The organism is Pseudomonas sp. LAIL14HWK12:I7 (assembly GCF_000483465.1).
GTDB classification, from domain to species: Bacteria; Pseudomonadota; Gammaproteobacteria; order Pseudomonadales; family Pseudomonadaceae; genus Aquipseudomonas; species Aquipseudomonas kermanshahensis.
On record NZ_AXYZ01000008.1, the window covers coordinates 323,123 to 339,046 of the forward strand.

Consider the following 15,924-nt stretch of genomic DNA (forward strand, 5'->3'; position numbering starts at 1 on the left):
CAGCGGGGTGGAATAGCAGTGATGGCTTCAAGCCATTTTTTTGTATTAGCGATAAAGCGATAGCGGGCGTTCGCGGCCACCGCGAAAAAATCTTCAATGCCACCGAACCCCTCGTCGCACAGTGCCTCCAATGGCCATGAGCCGGCAAATCAGCCGACATTCTGGTACGGTGCATGTCAACCATCGTCCTGCACCAGACACGTGACCGCTGCATGGGCGGGCATGACAGGAGCGTTTTCATTGATAACTGCAGACAACCCCCTCGCCGAGGCCGTAGAGCGCTGTGCCCAGGAGCCGATCCAGGTGCCGGGCAGCATCCAGCCCCACGGGTTTCTGCTGGTGCTGGACGAGGCCGACCTGCACATCCTCCAGGCCAGCGAAAACGCCGAGCACTGGCTAGGCCTGCCCGCCAGGGAGCTGCTGGGCTGCGCCTTGGCCGAGCTGGTCGGTGACGGCTTCGATATGCGCGCGCACCTTGCACGCCTGCCCGACGACGAGGCCTTTCCATTTCATATCGGCGACGTGTGCCTGCGCCCAGGTGCGCCCTGGCGCGACAAGCTGCGCGTGCTGGCCCACCGTCACGACCAGGTGCTGATCGTCGAGTTCGAGCCCGTGCGCTTGCCGGCCGACCTGGCTGAGCAAGGTGATTACTACCCACTGGTGCGCAGCTTCGTCGGCAACCTGCACATGGCCGCCAGCCTTGAAGACCTGCTGCAGCAGTCGGTGGAACAGCTCAAGCGCATCACCGGGTTCGGCCGGGTCAAGGCGTACCGGTTCGACAGCGAAGGCAACGGCCAGGTGCTGGCCGAGGTGGCCGACCCCGGCTACCCCAGCTACCTGGGCCTGTGCTTCCCCGCCTCGGACATCCCGCGCCAGGCGCGCGAACTGTATCGGGTCAACCGCATCCGCGTGATCGAAGACGCCAACTACCAGCCCTCCAAACTGGTACCCGCCGCCAACCCGCGCACCGGCAAGGCGCTGGACATGAGTTTCGCCGCGCTGCGCAGCGTGTCGCCGGTGCACCTGCAATACATGCGCAACATGGGCACCCTGGCCTCGATGTCGCTGTCGATCGTGGTCGACGGGCAACTGTGGGGGCTGGTGTCCTGCCACCATGACCAGCCACGCCCGGTGGACCTGCGTACCCGTACCGCCTGTGAGCTGCTGGCCAGCGTGTTGTCGCTGCAGATCGAGTCGCGTGAATCCCACGCCAGCACGCGTACCCTGCTCGACCTGCGCCAGCACATCGTGCGGATGATCTCGTCGATGGCCGATCACGACAGCGTCAGTGAGGGCCTGCGCGACCTGCCCGATGTGCTGCTGGAGTTTGCCGGTGCCAGCGGCGCCGCAGTGATATCCGCCGACCGTTGCGACCTGATCGGCAAGACGCCACCGCAGGCGCAAGTCACGGCGCTGGTGCACTGGTTGGCCCAGCGCGGTGAAGACACGGTCTTCCACAGCGACAACGTACGCCGCGACATCGACGAGCTGCCTGAACTGGCAGACCATGTCGGCGGTGTGCTGGCAGTGGCCATCTCTCAAATCCACTCGCACTACCTGCTGTGGTTCCGCCCCGAGCAGGTGCGCACGGTCAACTGGGCCGGGCAGCCAAGCAAACAGGTCGGGCCGCAAGGCCAGCTTGACCCACGCCACAGCTTTGAACGCTGGCAGGAAGAAGTACGCGGCTTTTGCCAAGCCTGGGACCCGTTGATCGTCGAAGGCGTGGTGGAGCTGCGCACTGCCGTGCTGGGCATCGTCCTGCGCAAGGCCGAAGAGCTGGCACAACTGGCCGGCGAACTGCGCCGCTCGAACAAAGAACTCGAAGCCTTTTCCTACAGCGTGTCCCACGACCTGCGTGCGCCCTTGCGGCACATTGCGGGGTACACCGAGTTGCTCGGCGAAATCGAAGGCCAGGGCCTTAGCGAGCGTGGCCGGCGTTTTCTGCAGCACATTGGCGAAGCCGCGCAATTCGCTGGCAGCCTGGTAGACAACCTACTGAATTTCTCGCAAATGGGCCGCTCGGCCCTGCGCCTGTCGGATGTCGACCTCAATGCCCTGGTCGACGCCATACGCGCCGAGCTGGCACCGGACTACCAGGGCCGCGAAATTGTCTGGGACATCGCCCCCCTGCCCAAGGTGATCGCTGACCCGGCGTTCATCAACCTGGCGCTGCAAAACCTGATTGGCAACGCCATCAAATACACCCGCGGTCGCGACCCTGCGCGCATCGAGATCCGCGCCCAGGAGCACCCAGACGAGGTCGAGGTGTGCATCCGCGATAACGGCGTAGGCTTCGACATGGCCTACGCCAACAAGCTGTTCGGCGTGTTCCAGCGCCTGCACCGCATGGAAGACTTCGAAGGCACCGGGATAGGCCTGGCAAGCGTACGCCGCATCATTGAGCGCCATGACGGCCGTGTCTGGGCCGAAGGCCAGATCGACCAGGGCGCCAGTTTCCATTTCACCCTCCCGCGCCCCGCCGCGACTACATGAGGCCCCTGTACCATCATGCTCAAACCTATCCTGCTGGTAGAAGACAACCCCCGGGACCTGGAGCTGACGCTGCTGGCGCTGGAGCGCAGCCAGTTGGCCAACGAAGTCATCGTGCTGCGTGACGGCGCCGATGCGCTCGACTACCTGTTGCGCCGCAATGCCTATGCCGAACGCGACGGTGGCAACCCCGCCGTGCTGCTGCTGGACCTGAAACTGCCCAAAGTCGATGGCCTGGAAGTGCTCAAGGAAGTTCGCACCACCCCTGACCTGCGCAGCATCCCGACCGTGATGCTAACGTCGTCGCGGGAGGAGCCCGACCTGTTGCGCGCCTACGAACTGGGGGTCAATGCCTACGTGGTCAAGCCCGTGGAATTCAAGGAATTCGTCGCCGCCATCTCCGACCTCGGGGTGTTCTGGGCCGTGCTCAACGAACCGCCACCCGGCTCGCTGCGCCTAAACCGCCGCGGCAGCAACTGAGGCCAACGCGAACATGCTGCCAACGCCGCTGAAACTCTTGATGGTCGAAGACAGCTCGATGGACGCCGAGCTGACCCTGCTGCGCCTGGAGCGCAGCGGGCTGCACGTTCAGTCGCAGTTGGTGTTCGATCATGTCGGCGTCGAACACGCCCTGCGTGAGAGCCACTACGACCTGATCCTTTGCGACTGTGTGCTGCCCGGCTCGTCCGGTACCGACGTGCTGGCCATCGCCCAGCGCCTGGCGCCAGACACCCCGTTCATCTTCCTCTCCGGCATCTACGGCGAAGAGCACGCGGTGGAGATGATCCGCCTGGGTGCCACCGACTATGTACTGAAAAAAAACCTGCCGCTGCTGCCAAAGGCCGTGCGCCGGGCATTGACCGAAGTGCAGGAACGCCAGCGTCGGCGCCGCGCCGAAGAAGCGCTGGCGGATGTCGAGGCGCGCGCCCGCATCGCCATCGACGCCGCCGGCATGGGCACCTGGGACCTGCGCCCACAGGAAGGCCTGTTGCTGTGGGACGACCGCTGCAAGACCTTGTTCGGGCTGCCCACCAGTACCGAAATGACCCTGGACGTGTTCTTCGCGGGTATTTACCCCGAAGACCTGGCCATGGTCCGCGACGCCGTGGAGCATGCCATGCGCCCCGAGAGCGGCGGCCACTACCGGGTCGAGTTCCGCATCGCGCAACCCCACGGCCTGGAACCCCGCTGGCTGCTCAGCAGCGGCCAGAGCCAGTTCGTCGATGACCAGTGCGTGCGCTTTTCTGGCGTGCTGCAGGACATTCACACCCAACGCCAGGCCACCCTCGCCCTCAAGCAACTGAACGAGATGCTTGGCGAACGGGTCGAGCGCCGTACCCGTGAACGCGACCGCGCCTGGGAGCTGTCGCAAGACTTGTTGGCGGTGCTGAACAAAGACCTCACTCCGGTCGCCCTCAACCCAGCCTGGGAAGCCAGCCTGGGCCTTTCGCGCGAACGCCTGAGCCAAACGTCACTGTTGCACCTGCTGCCCGAGTCCGATCAGGAGCTTTTCCTCACGGAGCTGGCCGCCCTCGCCCACGGCCGCACCAGCGCGCGCTTTGTCGGCCGCATCCTGCATGCCGGTGGCCAGCAACGCTGGCTGTCTTGGGTGGTGGTACCCGAAGACACCCTGCTGTACGTGGTGGCCCGCGACATCACCAGCGAGCGCGAGTCCGCCCTGGGGCTGGCCGAGGCCAACACCCGCCTGCGTGAACAAATCACCGAACGCGAGCGTATCGAGGCTGCGCTGCAACAGATGCAGCGCCTGGAAGCGGTCGGCCAGTTGACCGCGGGTGTGGCGCACGACTTCAACAACCTGCTGACGGTGATCCTCACCGGTGCCAGCTTCCTTGAACGGGACCTCAACAAGGCCGACCTGGACAAAGCACGTACCCGCCTCACACACATCCGTGAAGCAGGCGAACGCGGTGCCAAGCTGACCTCGCAGTTGCTGGCCTTCTCCCGGCGCCAGCGCCTGGAGCCCGTGCCGCTGAACCTGAACCGGACACTGGCCGGCCTTGAAGAACTGCTGCGCCGAACCCTGGGCGGTAACGTGTCGGTGCGCCTGGACCTGGACCCGCACCTGTGGCAAGCACTGACCGACCCGACCCAGACCGAGATGATCATCCTCAACCTGGCGATCAATGCCCGCGACGCCATGCCCGACGGCGGCCAACTGACCCTCTACACCCGCAACACACACATCGAGGCCCGCCCCCAGCGCCCGGAAGACCCGGACCCTGGCGAGTACGTGATGCTGAGCATCCGCGATACCGGCTGCGGCATGAGCGAAGATGTGCTGGCGAAAGTGTTCGAGCCGTTTTTCACCACCAAGGACATCGGCAAGGGTTCGGGGCTTGGCCTGGCCCAGGTGTTTGGCTTCGCCAAGCAGTCGGGTGGCGGCGTGCGCATTGACACCGTGCCCGGGCGCGGCACCCAAGTGGCGGTGTACCTGCCGGCGGTCAAGGGTGAAGCGCAGAGCGAGCCTGTGGTGCCAGAGGTTTCCCAGCCGATCGGTGACAGTGGCCAAAACCACACTGTCTTGCTGGTGGATGACGACCACCTGGTACGCGACATGCTCGGCGATGTGCTGCGCCAGTACGGCTATCAGGTGCGCCAGGCACACAGTGGCGAACAGGCACTGGCATTGCTCGACGACGGCATCGACCTGCTGCTGACCGATTTCGCCATGCCCGAATTCAATGGCGCGCAGTTGGCCCTGGCAGCGCGCGAGCGACACCCGCGTTTACCGGTGGTGTTTCTGACGGGGTATGCGGAACTGGAAGGGTTGGAACTGCCCGGTAGCCTGGTGATTCAAAAACCGGTGCAGGCCGATGAACTGGCGCGGGTGCTGAGTGAATTGCTGCGGGTCTCGGCGTAGCTTTACAGCACCTGTTGTATGCACGCTAACCGGACGTGCTGTACGCACGCCAACTGTACCTGCCGTATCTACGCTACCTGTAGGAGCAGCCTTGTGCTGCGAAGAGGCCGGCAGCCGCAGCGGACATTCCCTGACGGTCACTGGCCTCTTCGCAGCACAAGGCTGCTCCTACAGTTGGCGGGCATGGCAGTACTTAAGAACAGAAACGACAAAACCCAGCGCTTATCTGGCTAAGCACCGGGAAGAAATATTGAGTTGAATCAGAAAATGGCAGGGGCGGCTGGATTCGAACCAACGCATGGCAGGATCAAAACCTGCTGCCTTACCGCTTGGCGACGCCCCTGTATCGAGATGCAGCAAACGCTGCTCTGACAATTCCAACTGAGTGACAACTGGGTTGTTGTCTTGGAATGCGCGGCACTTTAACAACATTCTTTCGGCCTGTGAACCCCCTGATGTAAAAAAAATGCTTTAAAACAGCAAGTTAGTCCCTTCCCTCTGCCAATACCCCATCCTGGCAACCATCCGTCGCTTTCCGCCTGCATGGCTTCAACACAATCGCATTTCGCCTTTCCAATCAGATAGGCGCATTCATTGACCAAGGAGGTATCCATGCCTGTCTCACACGACCTTTACCAAGACCTGCACTACCCGCGGGAAATCGTCCAGCAACGTCGCCAGCAAGACAAAGCCCTCGACCGCCTGCTGGACGAGTACATGGACATCGACAACCAGGTGCTGGCCGCCGAATCGATCTCGGCCGGCAACTTCGTCGACGAAGACCTGCGCCACCTCAAGGAGCGCCGGTTGACGGTGAAGTACATGATCGAGCGCCAGCTGGAGCGCAAAGCCTAAGCGGGCGCTCGACCTATCTCGTCAGGCGATCATTGCCCACTGCTTTCTCTATTGGTCAAAATGGCGACCGTCGCGCAAGCTGCGCCCTGCACCGCCATCGACCAAGGAGCTATCGATTTGCCTGCCTGGATCCCTACCCCGTTGCGTCAGCTCGGCCAGCGCCTGCGCGCTAACACTGCCCCTGAAAGCGAACTGCTGGCCTGGTTCGAAGACAAGGCGTGCAGCCGTGGCTACCAGCTCAGTGACGGCCAACGCCGGGTCATCCACAGCATGGCCGAGCAACTGGCGCAGCTGGAACACGGGCAACCGTGCAGCCTGTACCTGCACGGCTCGGTCGGCCGCGGCAAAAGCTGGCTGCTCGACGGGTTTTTCCAGGCTGTGCCGGTAGAGGCCAAACGACGCCTGCACTTCCATGATTTTTTTGCCCGCCTGCACCAGGGCATGCACCGCCACCGCGCGCTGGACGATGCACTGGGCGCTACCTTGGACGAGCTGATTGGCCAGTGCCGGGTGTTGTGCTTTGACGAGTTCCATGTGCATGACATCGGCGATGCCATGCTGCTCACTCGGCTGTTCACCGCGCTGTTCGAGCGTGGGGTTTTCCTGTTGGTGACGTCGAACTACGCACCTGAAGGCCTGCTGCCCAATCCGCTGTACCACGAACGCTTCCTGCCGGTGATCCGCCTGATCAACGGGCGCATGCGGGTGCTGGAAGTCGGTGGCGACACCGACTTTCGCAGCCTGCCGGCCAACCGCGAGCATCAGCGTTTTACCCAGGGGCACTATGTGTGGCCCGGCACTGCCGAGCAACGCCAGGCGGTGAACGTACCGGACGCGCAGCCGGCCACATTGGACATCAATAAACGCAGCCTGCGCGTGCTGGCCAATAACGACCGGCAGGTGATGTTCGCCTTCGACGACCTGTGCGAACAGCCCACCGCGGTGATCGATTACCTGGCACTGGCGGCGCAGTACGATGCGTGGGTGATCGATGGGCTGGACGACCTGTCGGAATGTTCGCTGGCAGCACAGCAGCGGTTCGTCAACCTGGTGGATGTGCTGTATGACCAGGACAAGCAGGTGACAGTGATCGGGCGGCGGCCGCTGGATGAAAGCCTGGGCGGAGCGATTGCCGACCTGATGCGCACCCGCAGCCGCTTGGGGCAGTTGCATCAGGTGGGGCCTGAGTACTTTGTTGGCTGAACTGGCGCATTCGCGGGGCAAGCCCGCTCCCACCGGCATGTCACCGAACCTGAATGCCGAGGGCTTCCAGTGGGAGCGGGCTTGCCCCGCGAATGGGCCATCAATACCACCGAATCAACCCGCCCGTGGCAGGTCCGCCAACACCGCCTCGATCTCCCCTAGCACCGCCGGATCATCCAAGGTCGACGGCGGCACATAGTCCTGCCCATCGGCAATCTTGCGCAGCACCGCCCGCAAAATTTTCCCCGACCGGGTCTTGGGCAGCCGCTTGACCAACCGCACCCGGTTGAAACACGCCAGCGCACCGATTTCTTCGCGCACACTGCCGACCAGGTCCACCAGCAACTGCGATTCGGCAATGCCCTCGCCATCTTTCAGCACCACCAGCGCCAGCGGCACCTGACCCTTGATAGCGTCATGCACGCCGATCACCGCGCACTCGGCCACGGCCGGGTGACGCGCCACCAGGTCCTCCATTTCACCGGTGGACAGGCGATGCCCAGAGACGTTGATCACGTCGTCCGTGCGCCCCATGATGTAGACGAAGCCGTCATCGTCCAGGTAGCCGCCATCGCCCGTGTGGTAGTAGCCCGGGTAAGTGCGCAGGTACGCTTGCAGGTAGCGCTCGTGATCGCCCCACAGCGTCTGGCTGCACCCAGGCGGCAACGGCAGCGCGATCACGATCGACCCCTGGTGGTTCGGCCCCAACACATGGCCGTCATCGTCCAGCACACGCACGTGGTAACCCGGCACTGCGCGGTTGCTCGACCCTGCGCGCGCCGCGCTGCCCTCCAGCCCAACGCAGGGCGCGGTGACCGGCCAGCCAGTCTCGGTTTGCCACCAATGGTCGTGCACAGGTTTGCCAGTGACCCGCTCCAGCCATTCGTGGGTGCTTGAATCGAGTTTTTCCCCCGCCAGGAACAACTGGCGCAGCGAACTCAGATCGTGCCCTTTGATCCGCTCACCGTCCGGGTCTTCCTTGCGGATGGCGCGCATGGCGGTCGGCGCACAGAACAACGCGTTGACCTTGTATTGCTCGACCACGCGCCAGTAGGCGGAGGCGTCCGGGGTGCGGATCGGCTTGCCTTCGTAGAACACCGTGGTGCAGCCGCTCATCAACGGCCCGTAGACGATCAGCGAATGGCCCACCACCCAACCCACGTCAGAAATACCCCACCACACATCGCCCGCCTGCATGCCGTAGATGTGGCGCATGGCATAGCACAGCGCAACCGCGTTGCCGCCGTTTTCACGCACGATGCCCTTGGGCTTTCCGGTGGTACCGGAGGTGTACATGATGTACAGCGGGTCACCGGCGTCCAGCTCGACAGGGGCCACCGGCTCGGCCGTTGCCAATGCCTGCTGCCAGTCCAGGTCGCGGCCTGGCTGCAACTGGGCGGTGGCCTGGGGGCGTTGCAGGACCAGCACGTTGCGCGGCTGGTGACGGGCCAACTGCAGGGCACGATCGACCAGCGGCTTGTATTCGATTACCCGGTCGAACTCCAGGCCACAGGACGCCGTCAGCAGCAACGTGGGCCGGGCATCATCGATGCGCAAGGCCAGCTCGTTGGCGGCAAAACCGCCGAACACCACCGAATGCACCGCGCCTATCCGCGCGCACGACAGCATGGCCATGGCCGCCTGCGGCACCATGGGCATGTAGATGATCACCCCATCGCCCTTGCCAACCCCCAATTGACGCAGCAAACCGGCCAGGCGTGCCACCTCGTCGCGTAGCTGTCGGTAGGTATACGTCTGTTGAGTACCGGTCACCGGCGAGTCGTAGATCAGCGCCAACTGCTCGCCACGGCCTTGTTCGATCTGATGGTCGAGTGCCAGGTGGCAGCTGTTCAGGCGGCCGTCAGCAAACCAGCGGTGGGTGCCGTCTGGGTTTTCCTGCAGGGTCAGGGAAGGCGTGCGGTGCCAGGCCAGGTGCGCGGCTTGCTCGGCCCAGAAAGCGGCAGGGTCGGCGATGGAGTGGGCGTAGCTGTGCTGATAGCTCATGTCGAAGGGAACCCGGTACTTGTTGTTATTGAAGGGCGAAACTTGAGTATGGACCGCCACGCCGGGCGCGCCATGGGACTAAAGTCACAACCGACCTGCAAATTTGCAGACAACACGAATACGCCCCATAACGGTGCAAAGCCTCTAGAATAGGCCGCCCCTTTTAGCCACCGAGCAGCCCATGGACATCGATCAGGCCCGTACCTTTCTGGAAATCGTGCGCTGCGGCAGCCTGGTCGCCGCCGCCGAACGCCTGTTCGTGTCACAAACGGCGATCACGGCGCGGGTACAGCGCCTTGAGCAGCAACTGGGCTGCCAGTTGTTCGTGCGCAGCCGCAACGGCGCCAGCCTGACCAGCGATGGTGAGGCCTTCGTCAGCTATGCCAACCAGCTGGTGCAGACCTGGGAAGCGGCGCGCCGCGACCTGCCGCTGCCCGAAGGTTGCCAGCAAGTGCTGCATGTGGGCGGCGAAGTGAGCCTGGGTAACCCGATGATGCTCGACTGGGTCAGTGCGCTGCACCGCGAACTGACCAGCCATGCCATCCGCAGCGAAGTGAGCGACGGCGAATCGCTGCTGCGCAAGGTCGAAATGGGCCTACTGGACGCCGCGCTGGTCTATCAGCCGACCTACGGGCCAGGCCTGCAAGTCGAGCAATTGATGGAAGAGAAGCTGATCCGCGTGCGCCGGGTCGATCAGCCTGACCCGTACATCTACATCGACTGGGGCGAGGCGTTCCGCCGCCAGCACGACGCCGCCCTGCCCGACTGCGCGCGCCCGGCACTGAGTTTCAACCTCGGGCCGCTGGCCTTGCAGTTCATCCTCGACCAGGGCGGCAGTGGCTACTTCCGTACCCGCGTGGTGCAGGCTTACCTGGACAGCGGCGTGTTCGAGCGCGTGCCGCAGGCGCCAGAGTTCACCTACCCGACGTTTCTGGTGTACCCGCGCAAGCGCGACAGCGAAGCGCTGCAACAGGCCTTCGCGATACTCCGCCAGCTGGTGGCTGCCGGCGCGAGCGATTGGTCACAGCGCTGGGACCCGGTTATCTGAGGCACTGCCCGCGGCGCTCAGCAATTGCCGCTTGAGGCCGGCGATCAGGTCGGTCTGGGTAACCACCCCGACCAGCTGGCCATTGTCGATCACCGGCAGGCAGTGCAGCCCTTGCTCGCACAACAAGGGCAGCAGGCGTTCCAGCGGGTGCTGGCTGCTGACACTGACCACCCGCCGGCTCATCACCTGCTCCATGCGCACTGCCTTGCGCCCGAACAGGCCACGCCAGCGGAACCGCCCGCGTTGCATGGCCGGCCCTACCAGGTCACTTAAGCTGACGATGCCGACCAGCTTGCCGTGCTGCAGCACCGGCAGGGTTTTCAGGTGGTGGCTGGCCAGCAGCTTCCATGCCTGCTCCAGGGTGGTGTCCGGTGACGCGAACTGCACATCGCGCGACATCACGGAGGCTGCTGTGATACCGCCCAGGCTGCGCTGCAAGGCATGCTGTTCAGTGGCGAGGATGATGCGCTCCAGTTCGTCCCGGGTGACGTCGACGAACTCGCCCAGGTCTTCAAGGGCCTGGTCCAGGTCGGCGCCGCTGACCCCGACACGCTCGCTGGGCAGTGGGTCGTGGGTGTGATGCAGCTCTTTGCGTGGGGCCGTGCCTTTGGGGTAGCGCACGCCAGTCAGGCGGTTGTAGACCACCGCCACTGCCACCAGAATCAGCGCATTGAGCAGCACCGGCTCCAGCAGGTGATCCCCCAGGCCGGCCAGGCCGGGGTCGGCCAGCACCGCACTGACCGCCACACCGCCGCCCGGCGGGTGCAGGCAGCGCAACAGACACATCACCAGTACCGAGAGCGCCAGGGCAGCAGCCGCCACCCAAAGTTCGGGCCCGAAACCCTGGCGCATGGCCAGGCCGACGGCGCCCGCCAGGGCGTAACTGCCCAGCACGGGCCAGGGCTGCGCCAAAGGCCCGGAATGCACGGCAAATACCAACACTGCCGAGGCGGCCAAAGGGCCCAGAAGGTGCAAAGCGATGCCAGGGCCATAGGCCATGCTGGTCAGCCAGCCGGCCAGGAGCAGGCCAAGCAAGGCGCCGATACCAGCGCGCAGCCATTCTTTGGGGGGGATATTCAGGGGTGCGGGCAACAGCCGCTGCAGACGACTTTCGGAACGCGAAGCAGGCATGTGAATAATCGAAATCGTAGTTTTTCTGGTTAAAAAGAAAGCCCAGCCGCGCCGGCCTGGGCCCTGTATTGCCAGAGCAATAGCGCAAGGGGCTCCGTCCGTGGAGAGATGGAAACTGGGAAGTTTCGTGCGGGGATTGTGCCGGGTGGGATTGGCGAGGGCCAATTCAAAAAAATGCGCCTGTACTGCAATTTTTTTGCAGTGGTGATCTGCTCACAGGCCCGCTGCGGCAATGCTGTGGGCGCGGCCTTGCGTCGCGAAAGGGGCCCGAAGCGGCCCCGGCATTATCGAGCCCTGCGCGGCAAGTCGATGCTCACCCGCAACCCGCCCAACGGGCTCTGAAGCAGCGCCAGCTGCCCGCCCCAGGTCTCGACGATATCGCGCACGATGCCCAGCCCCAGGCCATGCCCATCGACCTGCTCATCCAGCCGCGAGCCCCGCTCCAGCACCTGCAGGCGCTGGCTTTCTGGAATACCTGGGCCATCATCATCGACCCACAGCCGGTAACCGCCGTCGCCCGGTGCAATGCCCAGGCGCACTTCGCAGTCTGCCCATTTGCAAGCGTTGTCCAGCAGGTTGCCCAGCAACTCCAGAACGTCCTCGCGGTCCCACGGCAACAGCAGACCCGGCGGTACGTCCCGCTCAAGCAACAGGCCTTCGCCGTGGATCATGCCCAAGGTGCCCAACAGCCCCGGCAATTCGGCATCGCAGTCGAACTGGGCACCGGGCAAAGCGTCACCCGCCAGGCGAGCGCGGTTGAGTTCGCGTGCCAGGCGCTGCTGAATGTGCTCAAGCTGCGCGCGCATTTGCTCGCGCACGTCGGGCAGGCCCTCCAAACGCGCGCTGGACGCCAGGCTCAGCAAGACCGCCAACGGCGTCTTCAGCGCATGGCCAAGGTTGCCCAGTGCATTGCGCGAGCGCCGCAAGCTGTCTTCGGTGTGGCTCAGCAAGTGGTTGATCTGCCCTACCAGCGGCGCCAGCTCGACAGGCACTTCGGCATCCAGTTGCGAGCGCTGCCCTTGTTGCAGCTGGGCGATCTGCTGGCGGGCACGCTCCAGCGGGCGCAATGAGCGCTTAACCGTGACGCGCTGGAGCACCAGCACCAGTATCAACGCCACCAGCCCCATGCCCAGGCCGATTTGCTGCATGCGCCGAAAGCCCTCACGCACCGGTGAGTAATCCTGCGCCACGCTGATCGAGATGTCCTGGCCTAGGCGGCGATAGTCAGCACGCAGCGCCAGCAATTGCTGCCCCTCTGGGCCCAGCTCGTGGCTATCGGAAAGCCCAGGGGCGGCGGGCTTGGGCATGTCCAGGTCCCACAGCGAACGCGAGCGCCAGGTGCCCTGGTCAAAATCGATGCGAAAGTAATACCCGGAAAACGGCCGCTGATAGGCCGCAGAAATGCGCCGCTCATCCAACTGCAAACCTGAAGGCCCCCGCACCAGGGCCACCAGCAGGTTCTCGCTTTCCTTGCGCAAGCCGTTTTCCAGGTAGCGCTGCAGGCCCGCCTCGAACAGCCACAGGGTGAGTTGCGCCAGCACCGCACCCACCACCACCAGCACGGCCACCAAACCCAGGCTCAACCGCGCCTGAATCGACTTCACGCAACGCTCCCGGCGTAGATATAGCCTTGCCCGCGGCGCGTCTCGATCACACTGCGGCCCAACTTGCGGCGCAGGTGGTTGACGTGCACTTCAAGGACATTGGAATCGCGCTCCGTCTCGCCATCGTAAAGGTGCTCGGCCAGGTGGCTCTTGGACAGGATCTGCTGCGGGTGCAGCATGAAATAACGCAGCAGCCGAAACTCGGCAGCGGTCAGCTGGATATCGACACCGTCACGGCTCACGCACTGCCGGCTTTCATCCAGGTGCAGGCCGGCGGCTTCCAAGGTGGGCTGGTTGGCCAGGCCACGGGCACGGCGCAGTAACGCCTGGATGCGCAACTGCAACTCTTCGGGGTGGAAGGGTTTGCTCAGGTAGTCGTCGGCACCGGCCTTGAGGCCTTCGATGCGCTCGGCCCAGGAGCCGCGGGCGGTCAGCACCAGCACTGGCGTGGCCAGGCCAGCGGCACGCCACTGGGCGAGCACGTCGAGCCCCGGCAAGCCTGGCAAGCCGAGGTCCAGGATAATCAGGTCGTAGGGTTCGCTCTGGCCCTGGTACACCGCATCGCGGCCATCGGCCAGCCAGTCCACGGCGTAGCCCTGGCGCTGCAGGCCGGCGATCAGTTCATCGGCCAGCGGGACATTGTCCTCGACAAGCAACAGGCGCATTCAGTCGTCTTCCTCGTCTTTGAGCAGGGCACCGGTACTGGCGTCTAGCTTGATTTCGCGGACCACACCTTCGGCAGTCAGCAACTCGACTTCGTATTCGTAGCGATCGTCGTCTTCTTCCAGCTCGGCCTCCAACAAACGCGCCCCGGGGTGACGCCCCAGGGCGGTTTCCAGCAGCTGCTCGAGCGGCAGGATGACGCCCTTCTGGCGCAACGCCAGGGCCTCGTCCTGATCCAGGTCACGGGCAGCCGCCAGGGAGCAGACAGCCAGCAGCGAAAGCGCGAGGTATCGCGCTGGCCGCGGTAAGTGGATCATCAGTTATCTCGCGCGTCCTTGAGTACTTCACCGGTCTTGGCATCCAGGTCGACGTCCCACTCGACGTTCTGTGCGTCGCGCAGCTCGACCTTGTAGATGTAGCGGCCGTATTCGTCTTCAAGTTCCGAGTCTGTGACCTCGGCGCCTGGGTGCTTGGCCATGGCGGTGGCTTTCAGCTCATCCAGCGACTTGATGGTCTTGGCGCTGACCAGTTTGACCACTTCGTCAGGCTGAACGTCCTTGGCGAAAACGGCATTGGCGCCCAGGGTAAGGGCGGCGGCGGTGAACAGGGCAGTCAAGGTTTTCATCGTGTCTTCTCTCCTGAGAGATGTTCAAGTTGTCTACGGGGTTAAGATTACCCAGCGGTCCTTAATTCAACCTGAAAACAGCTGGCGCCATGATAAACTGCGCGCATTCTTGATTCATACAGAGTTCTGACAGCGTGGAAATCTTTAAGGAATTTACATTCGAATCGGCCCACCGCCTGCCGCACGTCCCAGCCGGGCACAAGTGTGGTCGCCTGCACGGTCACTCGTTCAAGGTCGGCCTGCACCTGACCGGCCCGCTTGACCCGCACACCGGGTGGATTCGTGATTTTTCCGAGATCAAGGCGATCTTCAAGCCGATCTACGAACAGCTGGACCACAACTACCTGAATGACATTCCTGGCCTTGAAAACCCCACCAGCGAAGTGATCGCCAAGTGGATCTGGGAGCAGGTCAAGCCGTTGCTGCCAGAGCTGTCGAAGGTGCGCATTCACGAGACCTGCACCAGCGGGTGCGAATATACCGGCGACTGAGCCGGTATCTTCACTGGCCTCTTCGCGGGCAAGCCCGCTCCCACAGTTATACGCAGCATCCTGTGGGAGCGGGCTTGCCCCGCGAAGAGGCCAGTGAAATTTCAGCCCTGCCCATTCTCCAGGGCATCGCGCAAGAAGCTCGGGGCGATATAGCGCTGGTAATGCGCCTCGGACAGCAGAAAGAACTCGCGGTCGATGGCGTCGCGCAACTGCGGCAGTTCCCAGCCTCGAAACTCCGGCAGCAATACCATGCCGTAAGCCTCCAGATCACGGATCATCCGGGCCCCACGGGCGATCAACTGGTAGGCCCAGCAATATTCCGACTGTTGGTCCACAAAGCGGATGGAGCGCTGCTCCAGCTGCAGGCGCAGCAGGCTTTTGTCGAAGACTTCCAGCTTGGCCATCATCACCTGCACCAGCAACTGCTCCAGACGCAGCCACACGGCGCGCTTCTGCGCGTCGTCGTAGCCGTTCCAGTTGATCACTTCGTGGTGAAAACGCTTGCAGCCACGGCATACCGTGTCTCCGTACACCGTGGAGCACAGGCCGACGCAAGGGGTCTTGATGGACTTGTTGGACATGAAAAACAACGGCTTGGCGGTGGAACACGGGCCCATGTTAGCCCTTTGTCTAACCAGGGTCACTCGTTAAAGTCATCTTCGCCGCCTTACCTTCAGGCTTTTTTTGCCGTAGAATCACCCGGCCTTTTCAAGGCAACAATGTCCGTTGGAAGCTGTTTTCAAAGCGTCACGAGCACAGTTAATCCGGTAGAACGGCGTTGGCCCGGGCCATGCACCCTCGCATGCCCGTGCCAGCCCTCATCAGCTCCCCGTTCTGCAGGCGTAAAACTTTGAAAGCAGCTTCTGTAAGGATTCTCTGCGACCCTGGCTGGGCGGCCCAAGAAGCCGTCATTGCGCATGGGTGCAGGG

At 63.5% G+C, this 15,924-nt stretch carries 14 protein-coding genes and 1 tRNA gene; 7 read left to right on the top strand and 8 right to left on the bottom strand.

Features of this window, described 5'->3' with window-relative positions; all coding sequences use genetic code 11:
• Positions 1-243: 243 nt before the first annotated feature.
• The 3 genes from D886_RS0110555 to D886_RS0110565 are packed head-to-tail and all read left to right on the top strand — an operon-like array spanning position 244 to position 5,371.
• The gene (locus D886_RS0110555; RefSeq protein ID WP_027593902.1) at positions 244-2,493 is read left to right on the top strand and encodes an ATP-binding protein; all 2,250 of its coding nucleotides are present in this window, start codon (positions 244-246) and stop codon (positions 2,491-2,493) included.
• 15 nt (positions 2,494-2,508) lie between these two features.
• Positions 2,509-2,970 carry a response regulator gene (locus D886_RS0110560; protein ID WP_027593903.1) on the top strand — a complete coding sequence of 154 codons (462 nt, stop codon included), beginning with the start codon at positions 2,509-2,511 and terminating at the stop codon, positions 2,968-2,970.
• Positions 2,971-2,983: 13 nt separating this feature from the next.
• Positions 2,984-5,371: a hybrid sensor histidine kinase/response regulator gene (locus tag D886_RS0110565; RefSeq protein ID WP_027593904.1), complete on the top strand. Its 2,388-nt coding sequence runs from the start codon at positions 2,984-2,986 to the stop codon at positions 5,369-5,371.
• Positions 5,372-5,639: 268 nt separating this feature from the next.
• Here D886_RS0110565 and D886_RS0110570 read toward each other — a convergent pair.
• A tRNA-Gln gene (locus tag D886_RS0110570) sits at positions 5,640-5,714 on the bottom strand.
• Between the two features lie 269 nt (positions 5,715-5,983).
• Between D886_RS0110570 and D886_RS0110575 the strand changes: the two genes are divergently transcribed.
• Both D886_RS0110575 and zapE read left to right on the top strand, forming a co-directional pair.
• Positions 5,984-6,226, top strand: coding sequence for a hypothetical protein (locus tag D886_RS0110575; protein WP_027593905.1), 243 nt, complete (start codon positions 5,984-5,986; stop codon positions 6,224-6,226).
• A gap of 117 nt (positions 6,227-6,343) precedes the next feature.
• Entirely contained in the window at positions 6,344-7,429 is a 1,086-nt protein-coding gene (gene zapE, locus D886_RS0110580) for a cell division protein ZapE (protein WP_027593906.1), read from the top strand.
• Between the two features lie 114 nt (positions 7,430-7,543).
• Here the strand turns inward: zapE and D886_RS0110585 are convergent, their stop codons facing one another.
• Entirely contained in the window at positions 7,544-9,433 is a 1,890-nt protein-coding gene (locus D886_RS0110585) for a propionyl-CoA synthetase (RefSeq protein ID WP_027593907.1), read from the bottom strand.
• Positions 9,434-9,614: 181 nt separating this feature from the next.
• Here D886_RS0110585 and D886_RS0110590 point away from each other — a divergent pair, with 181 nt between their 5' ends.
• Positions 9,615-10,481 carry a LysR family transcriptional regulator gene (locus D886_RS0110590; RefSeq protein ID WP_027593908.1) on the top strand — a complete coding sequence of 289 codons (867 nt, stop codon included), beginning with the start codon at positions 9,615-9,617 and terminating at the stop codon, positions 10,479-10,481.
• On the opposite strand, the gene D886_RS0110595 is transcribed toward D886_RS0110590, so the two are convergent.
• From D886_RS0110595 to D886_RS0110615, 5 genes are all read right to left on the bottom strand, one after another.
• Entirely contained in the window at positions 10,455-11,612 is a 1,158-nt protein-coding gene (locus D886_RS0110595) for an HPP family protein (protein ID WP_027593909.1), read from the bottom strand. The genes D886_RS0110590 and D886_RS0110595 overlap by 27 nt on opposite strands.
• A gap of 284 nt (positions 11,613-11,896) precedes the next feature.
• Positions 11,897-13,216, bottom strand: coding sequence for a sensor histidine kinase (locus D886_RS0110600; RefSeq protein WP_027593910.1), 1,320 nt, complete (start codon positions 13,214-13,216; stop codon positions 11,897-11,899).
• Entirely contained in the window at positions 13,213-13,881 is a 669-nt protein-coding gene (locus tag D886_RS0110605) for a response regulator transcription factor (RefSeq protein ID WP_027593911.1), read from the bottom strand. The genes D886_RS0110600 and D886_RS0110605 overlap by 4 nt, the downstream gene beginning before the upstream one ends.
• Complete coding sequence (locus D886_RS0110610; protein WP_027593912.1) at positions 13,882-14,196, bottom strand: PepSY domain-containing protein; 315 nt, start codon at positions 14,194-14,196, stop codon at positions 13,882-13,884.
• Entirely contained in the window at positions 14,196-14,504 is a 309-nt protein-coding gene (locus D886_RS0110615) for a PepSY domain-containing protein (protein WP_027593913.1), read from the bottom strand. The genes D886_RS0110610 and D886_RS0110615 overlap by 1 nt, the downstream gene beginning before the upstream one ends.
• Positions 14,505-14,638: 134 nt before the next feature.
• Here D886_RS0110615 and queD point away from each other — a divergent pair, with 134 nt between their 5' ends.
• Positions 14,639-14,995, top strand: a complete 357-nt coding sequence (queD, locus tag D886_RS0110620) for a 6-carboxytetrahydropterin synthase QueD (RefSeq protein ID WP_033699061.1) — start codon at positions 14,639-14,641, stop codon at positions 14,993-14,995.
• A 101-nt stretch (positions 14,996-15,096) separates the two neighbouring features.
• On the opposite strand, the gene D886_RS0110625 is transcribed toward queD, so the two are convergent.
• Entirely contained in the window at positions 15,097-15,576 is a 480-nt protein-coding gene (locus D886_RS0110625; RefSeq protein ID WP_177323889.1) for a DUF1289 domain-containing protein, read from the bottom strand.
• Positions 15,577-15,924: the final 348 nt, after the last annotated feature.